An 18089-nucleotide genomic window follows, 5' to 3' on the forward strand; every position below is an offset into this window, starting at 1 on the left:
CGGCTTCGCTTGACGTGCGCATATGCGGCGCTCATGCGTGATCGGGCCGGCAACCATCGGGCTTCGGGGAAGCAGCTCCTGACGCTGTGGACATCTCGGGCCCGTGGGCCACCATGCCCGGCCCTTCGTGAGCAGCAACGGTCGCGGACTTCTTCGCACCGTCCCTGGACGGGCAGAGCACCAGGGGTACGACGAGAGACGGACGCCCCCGATTGGGTCGACGTGACGATCAGGCGGGAAGAGTTCGATCGCCAGGGCCACGATCCTGCCAACTGTCAATGATCACCCGTCCACCTGGAGTGCAGCATCGCCTCGCGGTTCATGGCTCTGTACCGGAGATCTTGATCGCGGCGTACTCGCGGGTCTGCCGAGTCGTCCCCTCAGGAGTTGGCGGCGCGGCGCGCCGCACTACGGCAGAATCACAGCCCTTTTCAAACACGTGCGGTTCACGAGTCTGTAAGAGACAGGCGGTGGATGTCGACTGCGGCCATTCCTTCGTCAGCTGCTGCGTTGAGTTCGCCTCTGCGAGCGTGACGACAGTGTGCGTCGGCCAGGCGCATGGGGACGTTGGAGCTGCCGTCGGACGGGTGTGCATCTGGTTGGTTCCGTGGGCGTGTTCTTTCGGCGCCGTCGTCGGCCAGGAAAACGGGTCTTGGCCACTCGCATCCCCACGAGCACGTCGGCACCGATCCCCCTGGGAGCTCCGTACCAGCTCGGCCGGCGGTTTGTCGGACGTGACTGCCAGACTCCGCACATGCATGACCTGGTTCTCTCAGCGAACACCATCGCGGCCAGTCCTCCCGGCGCGGAGAGACTCTCCGCGGACACGTGTTCCGGCCGCAGCCGTGGCAGGTGGCGCACATGAGCGCGTTCGAGCAGTACAGCCTTGAGCCGAGCCCAGAAGGATGGGATCCGGCGTGGATCGCGCGTGGTGAGCTTCGCGGCCAGCGGTTCGAGTTGCCCGCCGATGTGTCGAGCGTGACCTTCGACCGGTCCCGGCTGGTGGACGTGGACTTTTCCGGAATGCGGTTCGCCGAGTTCACCGTTCACGGCAGCGAGTTCGAAGGATGCGACTTCACGGGCGTGGTCTTCGAGCGCCTGTCGATGTCCACGACCTGCAGGCGGGGGCCATGGGACGGCGTCGGCTGGCCGCAGTCGGTCTTCCGCGACTGCGTGTTCCGGCGCACCCGCTTCGCGTCCTCCACGTTCTTCGGCAACGTCCGCTTCGAGAGGTGCACCTTCGACCGGTCCCGATTGAGAGACCAGACGAGCACTGCCGAGGCACAGTTCGTCGACTGTGTCTTCCTCGGTCGCGTGCGAAACGTCAACTTCTGGGGTCGCCCAACCGAGCACCAAGATGCGCTGGGCAGGGACCACAACGACTTCACCGGCAACGACTTCACCGGCGCGGAGCTGGACTACGTCGCCTTCCACCACATCGACCTGCACGCCCAGCGCTGGCCCGGCCTGCCCGACTACGCGCTCCTCGACCGGATCAGCGCGCGCGTGGCGGCGGTGCTGCCCTTGGTGGAGCAGTGGCCGGACGCACACCACCGGAAGGCGGCGCGCTTCAGCCTGGAGTACCTCGCGGACACGGCCTTGGCACAAAACGACGATCAGGCGCTGGTGAGCCCGTCGGACATGGGCCGCAAGCTGCCTCCCTCGCTGCGCGAGGAGCTGTTCGAGGCGTTCAGCCGCACATCCAGCGATACAGGCCCTGGTTGAGCCGTACCGCCTCGCGAGCCAGATCCCGCAAGGCCGTGATGCGTTGGACCTCGAACTCGTCGAGCAGTTCCTCCTCGGCGTACTCGCGCAGCCGCACGTCGTCCACGGCGGCGAGTGCGGCAACGGTCTCGGGCGCTGCCCGGTCCACGCCCGCTGACTCGCCGTCGTCCACGATGGTCTCGCTGTCCCCGAACTCGCTCAGATCGCGTCCGCTGAGCTCCGCGACCAGCGTGTCGAGCTCGTCGAGCCATCCCTTGCAATCGACGTACGGCAGGTTGATGCCCTCCGGCCCGCCGTCCAGGGCCAGCCGGGCGGACTCATCAGAGTCCGCCGCGAAGTAGTCGACGAAAACGCCCATGGCCGGCCACTCTACCGATCAAGCCCACAGGAAACGCAGCAGACGGGATCAACAGTCCCACCAGCGGACCAACGCCCTCGAAGAGGGCGAGATACATGGCTCTAGCCCGAAGAACACGAAGTCCTGTCCGCACCGGACGATCCGGTGGGACTGCACCAGAGATTCAGGCCGTCCCACCGCCCGACCTGGGCGTCCAGACTGCAGAAATCCGCGAACCTCCGTAGCGGCACACCTCGATCGTCACCCAACTGGTCAGGACGAGAAACGCGAGATGGCACTCGGGGAGTAAGGCCACTCCCAAAGCACTCGATCACCGGTAAATGGCAGATGCCTCGTTGAGGACATCCCGAGCAGCTCAGATGATCGCTGCGGTGCGATGGCGAGCGATTGCTTAAGGCGGTGTTGCCGTATCGGCTGCTGTACAGCATCGCACTCCACATGTGGGTGTCCGCCTTTTAGGCGGAGCAATCGCCCTGCTCGGCTGATCGAAACCGTGGTCAGGAACGTGTGGATGGGGCGAGCCCGTGTGCGGTGAGAGCGCTACTGTCACGAGCCAGCAGGAAGCTTCCGAGATCGTTCAAGTGTGCGGGACCATGTCCTCATGTCAGTGACTGAGTTCGCCGGCGTGACCAAGGACAAGGATCGTGGCGTCACCTCCACGGGAGGACTGTATGAGTTCTGGACCGAGGACTCCGCCCACGTCTACCTGCACGACACCACATTCAGACATCTGACCTACCGGCCCGGCAGGCCACCAGTGCTGGAGCTGGAGTTTGTCTACGATCCGCAGTGGACTCCACCCGAGCTGTCGAAGACGCCCGTTGTGGTCTTCCGGTTCGAGGATGTCCGCCTCGTCGAGTGGCAGGAGGACCAGGACGGCCATGACTGCGTGACCGCTCACCCCGATGCTCCACCTGGTCAGGTCGAACTCTTTGACTGGGACGGCGCCGACCTGTTCACCCTGCACACCTTCACGCTGTACCTGGCCTTTTACGCACCACGAGCAGAAGTGACCGTACGCGCGGAGTAGGGCAGCGACCCCACGGCCTACCTGTACAGACTCCAGCCCCCTCCACCTTCAAGGGGCAACCGTGATGGTGATCAGTCCAGACTGAACCGGTCGTACATCGCCTCAAGTTGAGCTTGACGTTGCGAGTCGCCAAGCACGATCCGGATTTGCACAAGGTGTCCATCGGCGTCGTGGTCGGCAGCGACGGGAAAGAACCCATCCCCCCAACTGGTCATGAAGCACATCGTCCGAGTGCCACCGACCTCGATCGTTCCGGCCTCGTGCTTCGCAGCTCTGACCTGGGCCATGATCTGCCAGTGGTGGGAGTGCGGCCGGAAATCAACCGCGATCATCCGTTCGGCACCAGCTTGTTTCCACTCCTGCAAGGCGATGGCGCGGTCGACTGCCTCGCTGACAGGCAGGTCCGCCCATCCATACACCCCATCCTCTCCGGGATGCGGTAGGAGTGAGGCGCCGAAGCCGGCGGCGGCCTCCCGCACCGATCGCCCCCAGAACGCAACGTCGGCCATTCCGTCGATCGGCTCCTCATGGCGCCACGATGCCAACCCATCGGCATCGATGAGGCTGAGCCGAGCCGCGTCCACCCCGACATGGCCCAAGAGTCTGGTCGATGTGGGCTGCGTGGAGCGCATCCTGAGGGTGACCGACTCCCATCGCACACCGATGTTCCCGTAATCCCGGGAGGTTGCTGTCACGGCGATCTCCTGATCGGCGGGTATGCCACCGATCGCCACGACGGGAACGCCGTTCATGATGAACTCTGAACCGCCGGCCCGCACTGCGTGTTCGACACGTTCACGATGCGCGACCCGAGGTTCTTGACGTTCCAGCCAGGCATCGAACCCATGTGCCTGGCAGTGCTCGACGAAAGCGCCGACCAGTTGCTCGACCCCATGTCCGGGAATGTCATAGAGCCACGTACCCGGCTGGCGATTGAAGGACCGAGCGGCAGTCTCGGCGTCAGGGCCCACCACAGCCAGGTCAACCGACGCGCGGATACTCTCACGCAACGCGGGATCGTCTATCGCGGAGAGCATGACCTCGTCCACCGCCGGAGGCGCGTCCCCCGACCACAAGTTCAGGTAGCCGGTATCGGCGACCACCAGTCGCCCGGACGGGCACGTGATGGACCCCAGCGATGTCGGGGCATCGATCCTCATCGAGGAAGTATGCCCCAATCTTCCCCGAGTTTGATCAATAACGCTGCATGTCGACCGTCCACATACACAGCGGCTGATGGTCTAGGGCGGATGGCAGGGCCTCCTGCGCCGTCAGCTCCCCACGACGGCAACCGCCGAGATGGCCGGCACTACACCACCTGGATTCTGGAGCCGTTCCCTCGAACAGGGCTGACGGCTCCTTCGACGCGAAGCCACTCAACCATGATCGGTCGGAGTAGGCGGCCTGCTCCGATGCCTTGTGCTCAGGCAACGCGAATTGTCAGCCCTGCAGGCCATGATCACCGCACGCACATTCGCCCCTGACCCCAAGGACCACCATGGCGCAGATCATCAAGGCGTTCCTCGATCCGCAAAAGATATCCCGTTACTTCAACGGGATCGTAGACGTCGAAGACATCTCTGCGGAGTGGCGCGTCGTCGAGCTCTCCGCCAGTGGCGAGATCTGGTCCGAGAGCGCCCCCAACCTCATCGCGCTCGACCCAACCCGTTGCGACCAAGCTCTCATCAAGTACGAACTCTGGGACGGCGAGCCACCCACCTCGAACTGGGATGAAAGCCGCTTGGGAACCGTCAATCTGACTTCCGGGAAGGTCGCCGCGATCAGTTCCTGGTCCGGAGACACCACGTACAACGACGAGTTCGACCTCGGCCGGCGCGATCAAGACTGGCGGTTCGAAGTCCACCGCAAATTCCTCAGCCACGAGGACTTCACCACGGACATCATCAGCCTGGTCCTCTACAAGGTGCAGTTCTGGACACCCGCAGAGATCGAACACCCACGAGATACGGCACGCCCATCGAACCACGAAACCTCAACCGCGCCTCCGAGGCCCACTGCAAGAACGCCGGTGTCCCGCGCATCCGCTTCCATGACACCCGGCACACCTGCGCCTCGCTCCTGGCCGCCCTCGACGTCCACCCGCGCGTGGCGATGCGCATTCTCAGGCATTCACAGATCAGCGTGACCATGAACGTCTACACCCAGATCCCAAGCCCGGAAACCCGCAATGCCCTTGCTTGCCTCAATGCCAGCCTGGAGAACGTCCCATAATCGACGTAGATGCGAAGAGGCCCGCGGAATCGCCCACAGGGCCTTTTCGCGTCACGTGCCATGCTGAGATAGCGGGATGAATGAAGCAGATCGCGCTGCGGTGCTCGCCTTGCAGAACCTCTTCGCGACGCTGGGCGCCGATGCCCCTCAAGAGTGGGCTGCCTCAGAGATCTCAGAGGACATACCTCAGCTGGCTGGCTTCTTGGCGCTGCGGCGCATATGGCCAGACTTGATCAATGGCTGGGCCTCGCCGGGAGCGCTGGAAGGCATTCCCGCGGCTGCTCGACTGCTCGCCGACGGCGCGGACCCCACCGACCTCGCACGGGTCGCCCAGGTGGCCGCCTACGAAACAGCGTTCAGTCTCCTCTACAGCCTCACCGCCCACGGCCGCGACGACGACGCCCCCACGGACACCCCTGGCTGGCGTCTCATGGAAACCACACCGTCAGGCGAACTCACCGGCAGGGCCGTACAAAGTCTTCATGAGAGCCTGCTCGCCATGGACCCCTCAGGCCGCGACGGGCAGGACATCTTCGGCTAGTGCCGGTTGCTGTACAACCCTGCTGTACGAGACCGAAAAGGCCCTCTCCCGATCACGGGAAAGGGCCTTCTACGTGCAGAGCCGACGAGGGGAATCGAACCCCTGACCTTCTGTTTACAAGACAGATGCTCTGCCGATTGAGCTACGTCGGCACGGCCTACCAGTGTAGACGCTAGCGGCGCCTGTGACGAGCGACCTCGTACAGTGCCACACCGGCAGCGACTCCCGCGTTGAGGGATTCCGCGGCGGCCTGCATGGGGATGCGGACGACCACGTCGCACTGCTCTCGCACCAACCGGCCGAGGCCCTTCCCTTCGGAGCCCACCACGACCACGAGCGGCTCGGCGAGGAGGTCCGCGTCGCCGATGTCGATCTTTCCGGCGCCGTCGAGGCCGACGATGAAGAGGCCGGCTTCGCGGTATTCGCGGAGGGCGGCCGTCAGGTTGGAGGCGCGGGCGACGCGCAGGGTGGCGAGCGTGCCGGCCGACGTCTTCCATGCGCCACCCGTCACCCCGGCCGAGCGGCGGGACGGGATGAGCAGGCCGTGCGCCCCGAACGCGGTGGCGGAACGGGCGATGGCGCCCAGGTTGCGCGGGTCGGTGACCGAGTCGAGCGCCACGATCAGCGGGACCTCGGCCGCGTCCTGAGCCAGTTCGACCAGCTCGGACGGGTGCGCATAGTCGTAGGCGGGGATCTGGAGCGCGATGCCCTGGTGGACGACGCCCTCCGTCATCCGGTCGAGCTTGTCGCGGGTGACTTCGAGCAGCGCGATCCCGCGCTCCGCCGCGATCTTGATGGAGTCGCGTACGCGGTCGTCGTTCTCGACGCGCTGAGCTACGTAGAGGGCATTTGCGGGCACCCCGGCCTGCAGCGCCTCCAGCACCGGGTTACGGCCGCCGATGTATTCGGGAGCGTCCTCGGAACGCTTCTGCCGGGCCGGGCCGCTGCCCGGACGGCGCGTCTCGCCGCGGTCCTCCCTGGCGATGCGCTCGGTCCTGGCCTTGTCCTTGTACCAGTGGCGCATCTCGGCAGGCGGCGTCGCGCCCCTGCCCTCGAGCGACCGGCGCTTCTGGCCCCCGGTGCCCTTGGAGGGGCCCTTCTTCTTCGCGGGCCTGCCCGATGCCCTACCGCCTGCTGCCATGCCATCAAGGGTATCGGCCCGCCGACCCATCCGATCCCGCCGGGCAAGCCCCCACCCGATCCCGGCAAAAGAGCGAATCCAGCCACACAGCAGAGGTCCGCCCTGTAGGAGCGACGTATCTGGTCACGCGGCAGAGCACGCGGCCCCAAGAACAGGGGGGTCCCTGGAAGAGCGGCCCCCGGAAGAACGGTCGCTAAAAGATGCGGTAGAGCGCGGTCTCAGGAAGACCCGCATGCTCCCTGGCGGAGACGCTTCGGGAGCACAGGATGTTCGCCCTACACGACCGACCGCGGCACACCCGGCGAGCCGCCTGCCCTCCCCGGAGCGCACGTAGCGCCCGCCCACAACCTCACCGAGGCGTCCTGCGCAAGCACATCACCACAAAAGCTCCACTCACCTCACCAAGCCGCACGCGAAGCCGCGGCCCGGTGCATCGCGTCGACCGCACGCCCGCCCGCACTCTCCCGGCACAGCACAGCGCAAAAGCCGTCCACCTCCATACGCCCCAGACAAATCCACAAGCTCCCACCACCCACCCCTAAGGCCGGTTATGGTCCTTGGCCATGACTGAGTCCGCCTACCTCCACGCCACCCGAACGGCCTACGACACCGTCGCCCCCGAGTACGCCGAACTGCTCAGGAACGAACTCGACACCAAGCCCCTGGACCGGGCCATGCTGGCGGCCTTCGCAGAACTCGTACAGGGACCGGATGGCGGAGAGGTGGCCGATCTGGGCTGCGGACCGGGCCGTGTCACCGCCCACCTCAACTCCCTCGGGGTGAACGCCTTCGGCATCGACCTGTCCCCGAGGATGATCGACGTCGCCCGCCAGAGCCACCCCGGCCTGCGCTTCGAAGTGGGCTCGATGACCGCGCTGGACCTGGCGGACGCGTCCTTGGCCGGCGCCGTCGCGTGGTACTCCACCGTCCACACCCCGCCGGAGCTCCTGCCGACGGTGTTCGCCGAGATCCACCGGGTGCTGGCGCCGGGCGGCCACCTGCTGATCGCGTTCAAGGTCGGCGACGAACGCCGCCACCTCAGCCAGGGCTACGGTCACAAGCTCTCGCTGGACGTCTACTGGACTCCCCCGGAACACATCGCCGAGCTCCTCGCCAAGGCCGGACTGTCCCTCGACGCCCAGCTCATCCGCGAGCCCGACGAGGGCGAGCGACCCCGCTCAGGCCGCCAGGCCTTCTTCCTGGCCCACAAACCGACCGACAAACCGACCGGCGGACCAACCGGCACACCGACCCACAACCCAGCCGACAAGCCGAAAGCCCCCGAATCCGACTCCTAGAGCCCTCATGCAGGCTCCCGAAAACGGAACCCCCTCACTGACGAAGGATGTCAGCGACCACCGGATAACGTGCCAGCCGCCCAGCACTTCCTCGAAGGAGCAGCCGCATGATCCTGGAGATCCGCACCTACTGCCTCAAACCCGGCACCCGCGAAGACTTCCTCCGGATCATGCGCGAAGAAGCCCTCCCCCTCCTGGCGAAGGCCGGCATCGACGTGGTGAGCAGCGGCGCCTCCCTCGTGGACGAGGACGGCCACGAGGAGGCGTACCTGATCCGCGCGTTCCCCTCGAAAGAGACCCGCGACGAGCAGGAAGACGCCTTCTACACCAGCCCGGAATGGCACCGGGGCCCGCGCGAGGGCATCGTCTCGCGCATCGACGGCTACCACACGATCGTGATCGAGGCCCCCGACACCGCCGTCGCGGCCCTCCGCGGCTGACGGCGGGCGCACAAGGAGCCCGCCGTCGCTCAGGAGCGGCGAAAGGTCAGAAGTGGCGGAAGGTCAGCGGGCCAGCTCCCAGCGGGCCCCGTGCGGCGTGTCCTCGACCGTGATGCCCGCCGCGGCGAGCTGGTCGCGGATCGCGTCGGCCGCCGCGTAGTCCTTACGGGCCCGCGCGGCCTTGCGCTGCTCCAGAGCCACCGCCACCAGCGCGTCGACCACCGGCGACAGGTCGGAGCCGCCACCGCGCCACTGCGGCGAGCGAGGGTCGAGGCCGAGCACGTCGAGCATGTTCTGGGTCTCGGCGAGCAGCCGCGCGATGGCCTCCTTGTCGCCCCGCGACAGCGCCACGTTGCCCTCGCGCACCACCTCATGCACCACGGCGAGCGCCTGCGGCGTGCCGAGGTCGTCGTCGAGCGCGTCGGCGAACGCCTGCGGAAGGGGCGCGTCGGCGTCGACGTCGTGGATCACCTCGGCGGCGCGGGTGACGAAGCCCTCGATCCGCTGGTAGGCCGCCGCCGCCTCCAGCAGCGCCTCCTCGGAGTACTCGATCGAGGAACGGTAGTGCGGCGCGGCCAGGTAGTAGCGCAGCTCCACCGGGCGCACCTTCTGCACCATCTCGGGGATCAGCAGCGAGTTGCCGAGCGACTTGCTCATCTTCTCGGCGCCGATCTTGAGCATGCCGTTGTGCATCCAGTAGCGGGCGAAGCCGTCGCCGGCGGCCTGCGACTGGGCGATCTCGTTCTCGTGGTGGGGGAAGATCAGGTCGATGCCGCCGCCGTGGATGTCGAACGTCGGCCCCAGGTATTTGGTGGCCATCGCCGAGCACTCCAGGTGCCAGCCGGGACGCCCGAGCCCCCACGGCGTGGGCCAGGTCGGCTCGCCCGGCTTGGCGCCCTTCCACAGGGCGAAGTCGCGCGGGTCTCGCTTGAGCGACTCGTCGTCGGTGTCGGCCGCGGCCCGCATGTTCTCCAGCTTCTGGTTGGAGAGCTTGCCATAGTGGTCGACGTAGGACTGGACGCTGAAGTAGACGTCGCCGCCCGAGGCGTAGGCGTGGCCGCGCTCGATCAGCCGCTCCATCAGCGTGATCATCTCGGGCACGTGGCCGGTCGCCCGCGGCTCGACGGTGGGCGGCAGGCAGCCGAGCGTGTCGTAGGCCCAGGTGAAGGCACGCTGGTTGCGCTCGGCGATCACGAACCACGGCACGTCCTCCGCGGCCGACACCCTGATGATCTTGTCATCGATGTCGGTGACGTTGCGGCAGAACGTCACGTCGTAGCCGGAACGCGTGAGCCAGCGCCTGAGCACGTCGAAGTTCACGCCTGAGCGGATGTGCCCGATGTGCGGAGGAGCCTGCACGGTCGCCCCACACAGGTAAATCGACGCCCGGCCGGCTTCGACCGGAACGAATTCACGGGTGGCGCGCGTGCTGGTGTCGTAGATGTGCAGGCTCACAAAGGCAAGGCTAACGCCTCGGAGGCTCTTGTAGGCCGATTACTCAGCCTCGCACCGTGACCTTGTCAGGACGGATCCGGATGATCAGACGCTCGGTGCCCGGCTTGTCCTCCCAAGGCTCGCCTGTGTACTTCTGGGCCAGCTCCTGGATCAAGGCGCCCTCGGGGTCCTCCTCGATCGTCACCCGGCCGCGCACCTCGACGTAGCGGTCCGGGCTCTTCGGGTCGATGACCAGCAGACTCGTCCGCGGGTCGCGCTCGAAGTTACGCGGCTTCACCCGCCCCCGGACGGTCGAGAACAGCACGTCGTCGCCGTCCGTGCGCACCCACACCACGGTTGACTGGGGTCCGCCGTCGGGGTTGATGCTGGTCACCGTCGCATGATTCGGGGCATCCAGGAGTTCGCGGGCTTCTTCCGGCAGCTCGGGCATGTGTCTCCCTCGATCGGTCGTGATCCCTATTCTTCTGTAGTCTCGAAGGCGCCATGGACGTGACTCCCCCCTCTACGCTCCGTCGCCTGGGCATCGCCCTGGCCGGGCTCGCGGTGGCCGCTCTGACCGGAGCCGCCTGCGCGCTGTCCTTCGACGATCTGCGCGCGCTGGCCGTCACCGGCGAGGCGCGGCAGGACCTCGCCTTCCTCTATCCGGCCGCCTTCGACGCGCTGCTCGTGGTCGCGCTGCTCGGCGTGCTGCTGCTGCGCCCCGCCCGGCCGCTGGTGCGGGCACAGGCCGCCACCGTGCTGGTCCTGCTCATCGTGGCCGCCGCGGCGGCCAACGTGGCGACCGCGCTGCGGTTCACCTTCGACGCGCGCCAGGTGGCCGTGGGCGTGGCTCTGGCGCCCTGGGTCATGCTGGCCGTGGCCCTGTGGCTCTGGCTGCTGCTGATCAAGCACGTCCAGGCCCACCGGGGCGAGGCGCGCGAGGAGGACGACGACGAGCTCGTGCCCTTCCATCCGGGCCGCGCGGCCGACACGCCGCCGCCGCTCGTGACCGAGGCGCCCCCGCCGGTGCTGGAGTCCACGCCGCTGGTGGGGCCCACCGCCGCGCCGGAGACGCCGCCGGTCCCGGCCCAGGTGTCCGAGTGGCAGGCCGTACCGCAGGACCCGGAACCCGAGCCGGAACCGGCCCCAGAGCCCGAACCGGAGCCGGAACCGGAACCCGAGCCAAAACCGGAGCCCGAGCCGGAACCCGAGCCCGAGCCCGAGCCGGAACCCGAGCCGTTGAGGCGGCCGGTGCGGTGGGGCGACCGGGTCAAGCCGACCGACGTCCTGGTCCACCCCCGGACCGACACCCGGGCCACCGACACCCGTGACGTCGACACCCAGCCCGTCCCCGTCATCGAGGACGACCGCAGGAGCCACCCCACCGCCGACGAGCCCCGGACGCGCCAGAGCGACTCTGAGGACACCGCGCCCCACCCGGTGATCCACGAGGACACCCAGGCCCCGTCCGGCCGCCTGCGCAGCACTCCGCGCCCGCCGGACCCCGAGGAATAGCGGCCACCCCGCGAACAAACGAGAGGCCCGTCCGGGATGATCCCGGACGGGCCGTTTCGTGTGCGTCTATCTCGTCTACACCCCTGGCGCCGCTAGACCCTGGAGCCGCGGCGTAGGCCGGCGACCAGGCCGACACCGACGATCGCCAGGACGACCTGCATCACGAGCTCGATCCAGTCGATGCCGGGGGTCGTCTCGACGCCGAGCACCTGGGCGATGAGCGTGCCCAGCAGGGCGGCGACGATGCCGACGACGATGGTGAGGATCCACCCGATGGCCTGCCTGCCGGGCAGCAGCAGGCGACCGATTGCGCCAATGACGGCGCCAATCACGATGGCGCCAAGGATGGACTGAATGGTCATGACACGAAACCTCCCCGTGAGGGTGAGCCGTTCACTCTCACGGGGAGCTTCGCTACCCGATCGCCGACGATTATGCGCCGACTTTACGAACGAGCAGGTCAGGTCGTGGTTCGGCCGGTTCGTCCACCGCGTCCGGAGCCCATCCGCGTCACAAGGAGCACGCCGACCACGGCCAGCACGAGCTGGAGTATGTGTTCGAGCCAGTCGATGCCCTTGGTGTCGGCCCAGCCGAACGCCTGTGCGATCAGGGTGCCGATCAGGGCGGCCACGATGCCCACGATGAGCGTCAGGCCGATGGACATGTTCTGCCTGCCAGGCACTATCAGCCGGGCCAGCGCACCGACGATGGCGCCGATGACTACTGCGGAAACGATCGCGCCGATCATGTGTAGCTCCCCCCGAGACGTTCACATGTCTTAGATGGGGACATACCCGACACCTGGGGAAACTACCCCCTGAGGAAGGCGGCGGTCCGTACCGCGCCAGTGACGAACCGCCGCCCCCACAGTTGGCGGGTTCGGCGACGACCCGCCGGGACACCCTCACGCATCCCATACATAAGACGCTGAACGCCTACGAAAGGTTGACCACGACGGCCGTGGCGATGGCGGCGATCCCCTCGCCGCGCCCGGTGAGCCCGAGCCCGTCCGTGGTGGTCGCCGAGACGCTCACAGGCGCCCCCACGGCGCCGCTGAGCGCCAGCTCGGCCTCGGTACGCCGAGGAGCCATCTTGGGACGGTTGCCGATCACCTGGACGGCCACGTTGCCGATCTCGAAGCCGGCCGCGCGCACCTGGCGGGCGGTCTCCTCCAGCAGGGTGACCCCGGCAGCCCCCGCCCAGCGCGGGTCCGACGTGCCGAACAGGCCGCCCAGGTCGCCCAGGCCGGCCGCGGACAGCAGCGCGTCGCAGGCGGCATGCGCGGCGACGTCGCCGTCGGAATGGCCGTCGAGCCCGAGCTCGGCCGGCCAGTGGAGGCCGGCGAGGCTGAGCTCACGCCCTGAGTCCACCGAAGCGAACGGGTGGACGTCGACTCCGACGCCCACCCGTGGAAGATTCGTGTTCAGGAGTTGAGAACCTCGTCGAGCAGGGCCTCAGCCTTGTCCTCATTGGTCTTCTCGGCGAGCGCGAGCTCGCTGACGAGGATCTGACGAGCCTTCGCGAGCATACGCTTCTCGCCCGCTGACAGGCCGCGCTCGCGGTCGCGACGCCACAGGTCGCGAACCACCTCCGCAACCTTGTTCACATCACCGGAGGCGAGCTTCTCCAGATTGGCCTTGTAACGGCGCGACCAGTTGGTCGGCTCTTCCGTGTGGGGCATCCGAAGAACATCGAAAACCCGCTCAAGGCCTTCCTGGCCGACAACGTCGCGCACACCGACGAGTTCCGCGTTTTCTGCTGGCACCTGGACGGTAAGGTCGCCCTTGTCGACCTTGAGCACCAGGTAGGTCTTTTCCTCACCCTTGATGGATCGCTTCGTGATTGCTTCGATCCGAGCAGCCCCATGGTGGGGGTAGACGACAGTGTCGCCGACCTGGAAAGTCATGTGACAAGTACCCCTTCCGCTGTACTCCAGGGTACCACGCATCCACAGGCTCCCGGAACAGTGAAAACCTCATAACTGCAGGTCAAAGCCGCATATTGGGGCTTGACAAGTCCTCGACCGTATGAATCGCATTTCCGGACATAGCGAATGACCTGCAGGGGTGCGGATATGACCATGGATTCAGGTGGATATGGTAGGCGCTGCCCAACACCCCATGCGCCATACCGCGCAAGAGCAAGGAGAACCCGCACGTGACCAGCCGTCGCTGGATTGTCGTAGCCGCCGCGTTCTTGGCAGCCCCCGTGCTCGCGGGCTGCGGGGCAGGATTCGACGCCAACACCAACAAGCCGTACGCCCCGAACGAGGCGGTCGCACTCATCGACCAGGGTGCTTATGGCACGCGCGGCATTCACATCCCGCAGGCGTTCATCCTCGGCCCCGACTCCGGCGCCCAGCTCCCGTGGCGCGGTTCAGCCCCGATCTACCTGAACATCCTCAACACCGCGGGCGCCGCCGACACGCTCCAGGCCGTCTCGGCGGGCTCGGTCGGGTCCGTGAAGGTCGCCACGCCGATCCAGCTTCCCCCCAACCAGCTCGTCAACACCGGCAAGCCGCAGCCCCAGCTGATGCTGGAGAGCATCTCCACGAGCCTCAGAGGCGGCGAGAGCGTGCGTCTGGACCTCCAGTTCGCCAACGCCGGGACAGTGACCCTGACCGTCCCTGTGGTCACGCGCAGCCGTGAGTTCAAGGACTATCCCCCCGCCCCCAACGCCACCCCGGTCGCCACGCCCTCGGCGTCGGCCACCCCCACGGCCACCGAAGAGGCCCACTGACGGCATGAGAGAACCCTTGTTCTGGTACGAACCCACGTACCAGAACAAGGGTCGTTCACTCCTCGACGGCGTCGAACTTGTAGCCCAGGCCGCGCACGGTGAGGATGCAGCGCGGGTTGGACGGATCCGCCTCGATCTTGGCCCGCAGGCGCTTGACGTGGACGTCGAGCGTCTTGGTGTCGCCCACGTAGTCGGCGCCCCAGACGCGGTCGATGAGCTGGCCGCGGGTGAGCACCCGGCCGGCGTTGCGCAGCAGCACCTCCAGCAGCTCGAACTCCTTCAGCGGCAGCTGCACCTGCTCGCCGCGCACCGCGACGACGTGGCGGTCGACGTCCATGCGCACCGGGCCGACGGCCAGGACGGCCGTCTCCAGCTCCTCCACCACGTCGCCCTGACGGCGCAGCACCGCGCGGATGCGGGCCACCAGCTCCCGTGAGGAGAACGGCTTCGTCACATAGTCGTCGGCGCCCAGCTCCAGGCCCACGACCTTGTCGATCTCGCTGTCCTTGGCGGTCAGCATGATGACCGGCACCTTCGAGCGTTGCCGCAGCGAGCGGCACACCTCGGTGCCCGGCAGGCCGGGCAGCATCAGGTCGAGCAGCACGAGGTCGGCGCCGTTGCGGTCGAACGTGTCGAGCGCCTCGGGCCCGGTCGCCGCGACCGACACCTCGAAGCCCTCCTTGCGCAGCATGTAGGACAAGGCGTCGGAGAAGGACTCCTCATCCTCAACCACTAGAACTCTGGTCATTTTGCGGTCTCCAGGGGAATCGAGGGTGGTACTGCCACCGCCGTGCCGCCGAAGGCGGGCAGACGGAGGGTGAAGGTGGAGCCGGAGCCTTCCTTGCTCCAGACGGACACCTCGCCCGCGTGGGCCGCGGCGACGTGCTTGACGATGGCCAGACCGAGCCCGGTGCCGCCGGTCGCCCGTGACCTGGCCGCGTCGACGCGGAAGAAGCGCTCGAAGATGCGCTCCAGAGACTCCTCGGGGATGCCGATGCCCTGGTCGCTGACGCTGATCTCGACGGAGTCGCCGGCCGGACGGACGCTGACCACGACCCGCGTGTGCTCGGGGCTGTAGGCGACGGCGTTGTCGATGAGGTTGCGCAGGGCGGTGACGAGCAGCTCGTCGTCCCCCCAGATGCGCAGCCCCTCGGTGCCGCCGGTGACCAGCGTGATGTCCTTGGCCACCGCCTTGGTGTTGCAGTGGTCGATGGCGTCGTGGACGGCCTCGTCGATGGCGACCTGGCCCGGGGTGGGGATGGGCTCGGCCCCCTGGATCCTGCTCAGCGTGATCAGGTCCTGGACCAGGTAGGTGAGCCGGGCGGCCTCGTGCTGCATGCGCCCGGCGAAGCGGGTGACCGCCTCGGGGTCGTCGGCGGCGTCCTGGATGGTCTCGGCCAACAGGCTCAGCGCGCCCACGGGGGTCTTCAGCTCGTGGCTGACGTTGGCGACGAAGTCGCGGCGCACGGCCTCGACCCTGCGCCGCTCGGTCTGGTCCTCGGCCAGCACCAGCACCTGGCCGTAGGAGCCGAGGGGGGCGACCCGGACGGCGAAGTTCGTCGTCTCCTGACCGAACTTGTGGCCGGCGACGTCGATCTCGCTCTCGCGGATCTCGCCGTCGCGGCGTACCTGTCTTGCCAGTGCGAGCAGCTCCGCGGCCATCAGCCTGTCGCCCTTGACCAGCCCGAACGCGCGCGCGGCCGAGCTGGCGCGCAGCACGCGGTCGTGCGCGTCGAGCACGACGGCGGACGAGGGGAGCACGGCGAGCACGGAGGCCACGCCCTGCGGCAGCGCCGCTCCGGTCTCGACGCCGTCGGCTGAATCGGTCCTCTTCGGAGCCTCGATCTGGTTCCTGTAGAACAGGACCGCCAGGGCTCCCACGACGAACCCGGCCAGGGCCGCGAAGCTCATGGCCATCTCACTCATGCCTCCGATGGTAGGTGGCGAAGTCCAAGGGACAGACCTCTCACCTGCGGATGAACGGCCCTTTCCTGGAAAGTTCATCTCGCAGTAGAGGTTCGTTCATCGAGTGGCACGTACGGTGACGACATGCGCGATGCGTACCATGAAGAACTTGATCTCCTGACGAGCAAGCTGGTCGAGATGACGAGGCTCGTCCGCTCGGCCATCTCCCGTGCCACCACGGCCCTCCTCGACGCCGACCTCCAGCTCGCCGAGAGCGTCATCTCCCGTGACCAGGAGGTGAACGCCATCTTCGCCGACATCGAGTCGTCGATCTTCGAGCTGATGGCCAGGCAGCAGCCGGTCGCGGTGGACCTGCGAATGGTCATCACGGCGCTGCGCATGGGCACCGACCTCGAACGTATGGGCGACCTCGCCGTCCATGTGGCCAAGGTGGCCCGGCTGCGGCACCCCGAGTCGGCGATTCCGCCCGAGACGCGCTCGACCATTGTGGAAATGGGGCAGATCGCCGAGAACCTGGTCACCAAGGCCGGGAGCTGCGTGGCCTCCAGGGACGTTGAGTCGGCCCTTGAGCTGGAAGAGGACGACGACGCGATGGACCGGCTGCACCGGCGGCTGTTCCGCAACATCCTGGCCAAGGACTGGGCGCACGGCGTGGAGCCGGCGATCGACATCACGCTGATCGGCCGGTACTACGAGCGGTACGCCGACCACGCGGTGCGGGTGGCGCGGGACGTCGTCTACCTGGTCACCGGCTCCCGTCCCAGCTGACGGCCTCCCGGGGGCAGGCTCTTCACCCGGACGCAGCGGGCGGCACCTGTCGGGGGGCCGCCCGCTTCGCATGTCCGCGGCCGGGCATCGAGACAATCCGGCGGGACAAACAGTGGCAAGCAGCGACAGACGCCCGCCAAGCGCCCTGTCTCCTGGCCAAAAGCGGATGCGGCGACGTCTCCGCATGTGGCAGGCTCCGCCGGTGAATCGTGAACAGATCTCCCGACTCGCCCATGCGGACCATCCGATCGCGGCTCCGCTCGACGACGACTCGGTGCGCCGCCTGCTGGACCGCGCCCTCCCCCAGGGCGACTCGCGCGTGCTCGACCTCGGCTGCGGCGGCGGCGAGTGGCTGCTGCGCGCGCTGGACACGCATCCCAAGCTGCAGGCGGAGGGCGTGGACATCGCCGAGAGCTCGCTGGCGCACGCCCGCGAGCGCGCGGAGGCGCTCGGCGTCCACGACCGGCTCGTCCTCCATCGTGCGGACGCCGCCGAGTTCACCTCCCCGCACGCGTTCGACCTGGTGATCAGCGTCGGGGCGACGCACGCGTTCGGCGGCCTGCTCCCCACGCTCGCCGCGGCGCGCGAGCACCTGGCTCCCGGCGGGCGCGTCCTGGTCGGGGACGGTTTCTGGGCCCAGGAGCCCTCTGCCGAGGCGGTGGAGATGCTGGGCGAGCTCACCGGCCTGCCGGCCCTGATGGACCGCGTCACCGCCGACGGCTGGACGCCGGTGCACGGCCACATCAGCACGCGCCAGGAGCTCGACGACTACGAATGGGCCTGGACGGGCTCGCTGGCTTCCTGGGCTCTGGACAACCCCGACCATCCGGACAGGTGCGAGGCCATCACGACGGCCGACACCCACCGCGCCGAGTGGCTGCGCGTCTACCGGGACGTCTTCGGGTTCGTCACCCTGGTCCTGCGCCCGACGTCCGACTGACG

General features: G+C 67.6%; 21 protein-coding genes and 1 tRNA gene. 10 read left to right on the top strand and 12 right to left on the bottom strand.

Annotated elements, in window-relative coordinates; genetic code table 11:
• Positions 1–861: 861 nt before the first annotated feature.
• Positions 862–1725, top strand: coding sequence for a pentapeptide repeat-containing protein (locus ACNF49_RS00395; protein ID WP_482942453.1), 864 nt, complete (start codon positions 862–864; stop codon positions 1723–1725).
• On the opposite strand, the gene ACNF49_RS00400 is transcribed toward ACNF49_RS00395, so the two are convergent.
• The gene (locus ACNF49_RS00400; RefSeq protein WP_482942454.1) at positions 1691–2083 is read right to left on the bottom strand and encodes a hypothetical protein; all 393 of its coding nucleotides are present in this window, start codon (positions 2081–2083) and stop codon (positions 1691–1693) included. The two genes, ACNF49_RS00395 and ACNF49_RS00400, sit on opposite strands and share 35 nt — an antisense overlap.
• Positions 2084–2684: 601 nt before the next feature.
• On the opposite strand from ACNF49_RS00400, the gene ACNF49_RS00405 reads away from it, so the two are divergent.
• Positions 2685–3113 (top strand): hypothetical protein, encoded by a 429-nt coding sequence (locus ACNF49_RS00405; protein ID WP_482942455.1) that lies wholly within the window; start codon positions 2685–2687, stop codon positions 3111–3113.
• Between the two features lie 71 nt (positions 3114–3184).
• Here ACNF49_RS00405 and ACNF49_RS00410 read toward each other — a convergent pair whose 3' ends face one another.
• A complete protein-coding gene (locus ACNF49_RS00410; protein WP_482942456.1) occupies positions 3185–4273 on the bottom strand; it encodes a hypothetical protein in 1089 nt (362 codons plus the stop codon).
• Positions 4274–5090: 817 nt separating this feature from the next.
• Here ACNF49_RS00410 and ACNF49_RS00415 point away from each other — a divergent pair.
• Positions 5091–5345, top strand: coding sequence for a tyrosine-type recombinase/integrase (locus ACNF49_RS00415; RefSeq protein WP_482945705.1), 255 nt, complete (start codon positions 5091–5093; stop codon positions 5343–5345).
• A gap of 76 nt (positions 5346–5421) precedes the next feature.
• Positions 5422–5886, top strand: a complete 465-nt coding sequence (locus ACNF49_RS00420; protein WP_482942457.1) for a hypothetical protein — start codon at positions 5422–5424, stop codon at positions 5884–5886.
• A gap of 79 nt (positions 5887–5965) precedes the next feature.
• Here the strand turns inward: ACNF49_RS00420 and ACNF49_RS00425 are convergent.
• Both ACNF49_RS00425 and rlmB read right to left on the bottom strand, forming a co-directional pair.
• Positions 5966–6038, bottom strand: a tRNA-Thr gene (locus tag ACNF49_RS00425).
• Between the two features lie 20 nt (positions 6039–6058).
• The gene (gene rlmB, locus ACNF49_RS00430; RefSeq protein ID WP_357967239.1) at positions 6059–7027 is read right to left on the bottom strand and encodes a 23S rRNA (guanosine(2251)-2'-O)-methyltransferase RlmB; all 969 of its coding nucleotides are present in this window, start codon (positions 7025–7027) and stop codon (positions 6059–6061) included.
• Between the two features lie 563 nt (positions 7028–7590).
• On the opposite strand from rlmB, the gene ACNF49_RS00435 reads away from it, so the two are divergent.
• Both ACNF49_RS00435 and ACNF49_RS00440 read left to right on the top strand, forming a co-directional pair.
• Positions 7591–8325 (top strand): class I SAM-dependent DNA methyltransferase, encoded by a 735-nt coding sequence (locus ACNF49_RS00435; RefSeq protein WP_482942458.1) that lies wholly within the window; start codon positions 7591–7593, stop codon positions 8323–8325.
• A gap of 107 nt (positions 8326–8432) precedes the next feature.
• Entirely contained in the window at positions 8433–8765 is a 333-nt protein-coding gene (locus ACNF49_RS00440; RefSeq protein ID WP_482942459.1) for an NIPSNAP family protein, read from the top strand.
• Between the two features lie 63 nt (positions 8766–8828).
• Here the strand turns inward: ACNF49_RS00440 and cysS are convergent, their stop codons facing one another.
• Both cysS and ACNF49_RS00450 read right to left on the bottom strand, forming a co-directional pair.
• Entirely contained in the window at positions 8829–10220 is a 1392-nt protein-coding gene (cysS, locus tag ACNF49_RS00445; protein ID WP_357967234.1) for a cysteine--tRNA ligase, read from the bottom strand.
• 43 nt (positions 10221–10263) lie between these two features.
• On the bottom strand, positions 10264–10650 hold the full coding sequence (locus tag ACNF49_RS00450; RefSeq protein ID WP_482942460.1) for a PPOX class F420-dependent oxidoreductase: 387 nt from the start codon (positions 10648–10650) through the stop codon (positions 10264–10266).
• A gap of 59 nt (positions 10651–10709) precedes the next feature.
• On the opposite strand from ACNF49_RS00450, the gene ACNF49_RS00455 reads away from it, so the two are divergent.
• Complete coding sequence (locus ACNF49_RS00455; RefSeq protein WP_482942461.1) at positions 10710–11714, top strand: DUF2637 domain-containing protein; 1005 nt, start codon at positions 10710–10712, stop codon at positions 11712–11714.
• Between the two features lie 92 nt (positions 11715–11806).
• On the opposite strand, the gene ACNF49_RS00460 is transcribed toward ACNF49_RS00455, so the two are convergent.
• The 4 genes from ACNF49_RS00460 to ACNF49_RS00475 all read right to left on the bottom strand — a co-directional run bounded on the left by ACNF49_RS00460 (position 11807) and on the right by ACNF49_RS00475 (position 13620).
• Entirely contained in the window at positions 11807–12076 is a 270-nt protein-coding gene (locus ACNF49_RS00460) for a GlsB/YeaQ/YmgE family stress response membrane protein (protein ID WP_352322341.1), read from the bottom strand.
• A gap of 98 nt (positions 12077–12174) precedes the next feature.
• The gene (locus ACNF49_RS00465) at positions 12175–12462 is read right to left on the bottom strand and encodes a GlsB/YeaQ/YmgE family stress response membrane protein (protein WP_357967227.1); all 288 of its coding nucleotides are present in this window, start codon (positions 12460–12462) and stop codon (positions 12175–12177) included.
• Between the two features lie 187 nt (positions 12463–12649).
• On the bottom strand, positions 12650–13120 hold the full coding sequence (ispF, locus tag ACNF49_RS00470) for a 2-C-methyl-D-erythritol 2,4-cyclodiphosphate synthase (RefSeq protein WP_482942462.1): 471 nt from the start codon (positions 13118–13120) through the stop codon (positions 12650–12652).
• 17 nt (positions 13121–13137) lie between these two features.
• A complete protein-coding gene (locus tag ACNF49_RS00475; protein WP_043624891.1) occupies positions 13138–13620 on the bottom strand; it encodes a CarD family transcriptional regulator in 483 nt (160 codons plus the stop codon).
• 251 nt (positions 13621–13871) lie between these two features.
• On the opposite strand from ACNF49_RS00475, the gene ACNF49_RS00480 reads away from it, so the two are divergent.
• Positions 13872–14453, top strand: coding sequence for a copper chaperone PCu(A)C domain-containing protein (locus ACNF49_RS00480; protein WP_357967221.1), 582 nt, complete (start codon positions 13872–13874; stop codon positions 14451–14453).
• A gap of 55 nt (positions 14454–14508) precedes the next feature.
• On the opposite strand, the gene ACNF49_RS00485 is transcribed toward ACNF49_RS00480, so the two are convergent.
• Positions 14509–15201 carry a winged helix-turn-helix domain-containing protein gene (locus ACNF49_RS00485; RefSeq protein ID WP_195898926.1) on the bottom strand — a complete coding sequence of 231 codons (693 nt, stop codon included), beginning with the start codon at positions 15199–15201 and terminating at the stop codon, positions 14509–14511.
• Positions 15198–16370: a sensor histidine kinase gene (locus tag ACNF49_RS00490; RefSeq protein WP_387679874.1), complete on the bottom strand. Its 1173-nt coding sequence runs from the start codon at positions 16368–16370 to the stop codon at positions 15198–15200. The genes ACNF49_RS00485 and ACNF49_RS00490 overlap by 4 nt, the downstream gene beginning before the upstream one ends.
• 132 nt (positions 16371–16502) lie before the next feature.
• Here ACNF49_RS00490 and phoU point away from each other — a divergent pair, with 132 nt between their 5' ends.
• Complete coding sequence (phoU, locus tag ACNF49_RS00495) at positions 16503–17147, top strand: phosphate signaling complex protein PhoU (protein ID WP_357967216.1); 645 nt, start codon at positions 16503–16505, stop codon at positions 17145–17147.
• A gap of 202 nt (positions 17148–17349) precedes the next feature.
• A complete protein-coding gene (locus ACNF49_RS00500) occupies positions 17350–18087 on the top strand; it encodes an SAM-dependent methyltransferase (RefSeq protein ID WP_482942463.1) in 738 nt (245 codons plus the stop codon).
• Positions 18088–18089 lie beyond the last annotated feature (2 nt).

It is taken from the genome of Actinomadura sp. ATCC 39365 (assembly GCF_054392275.1).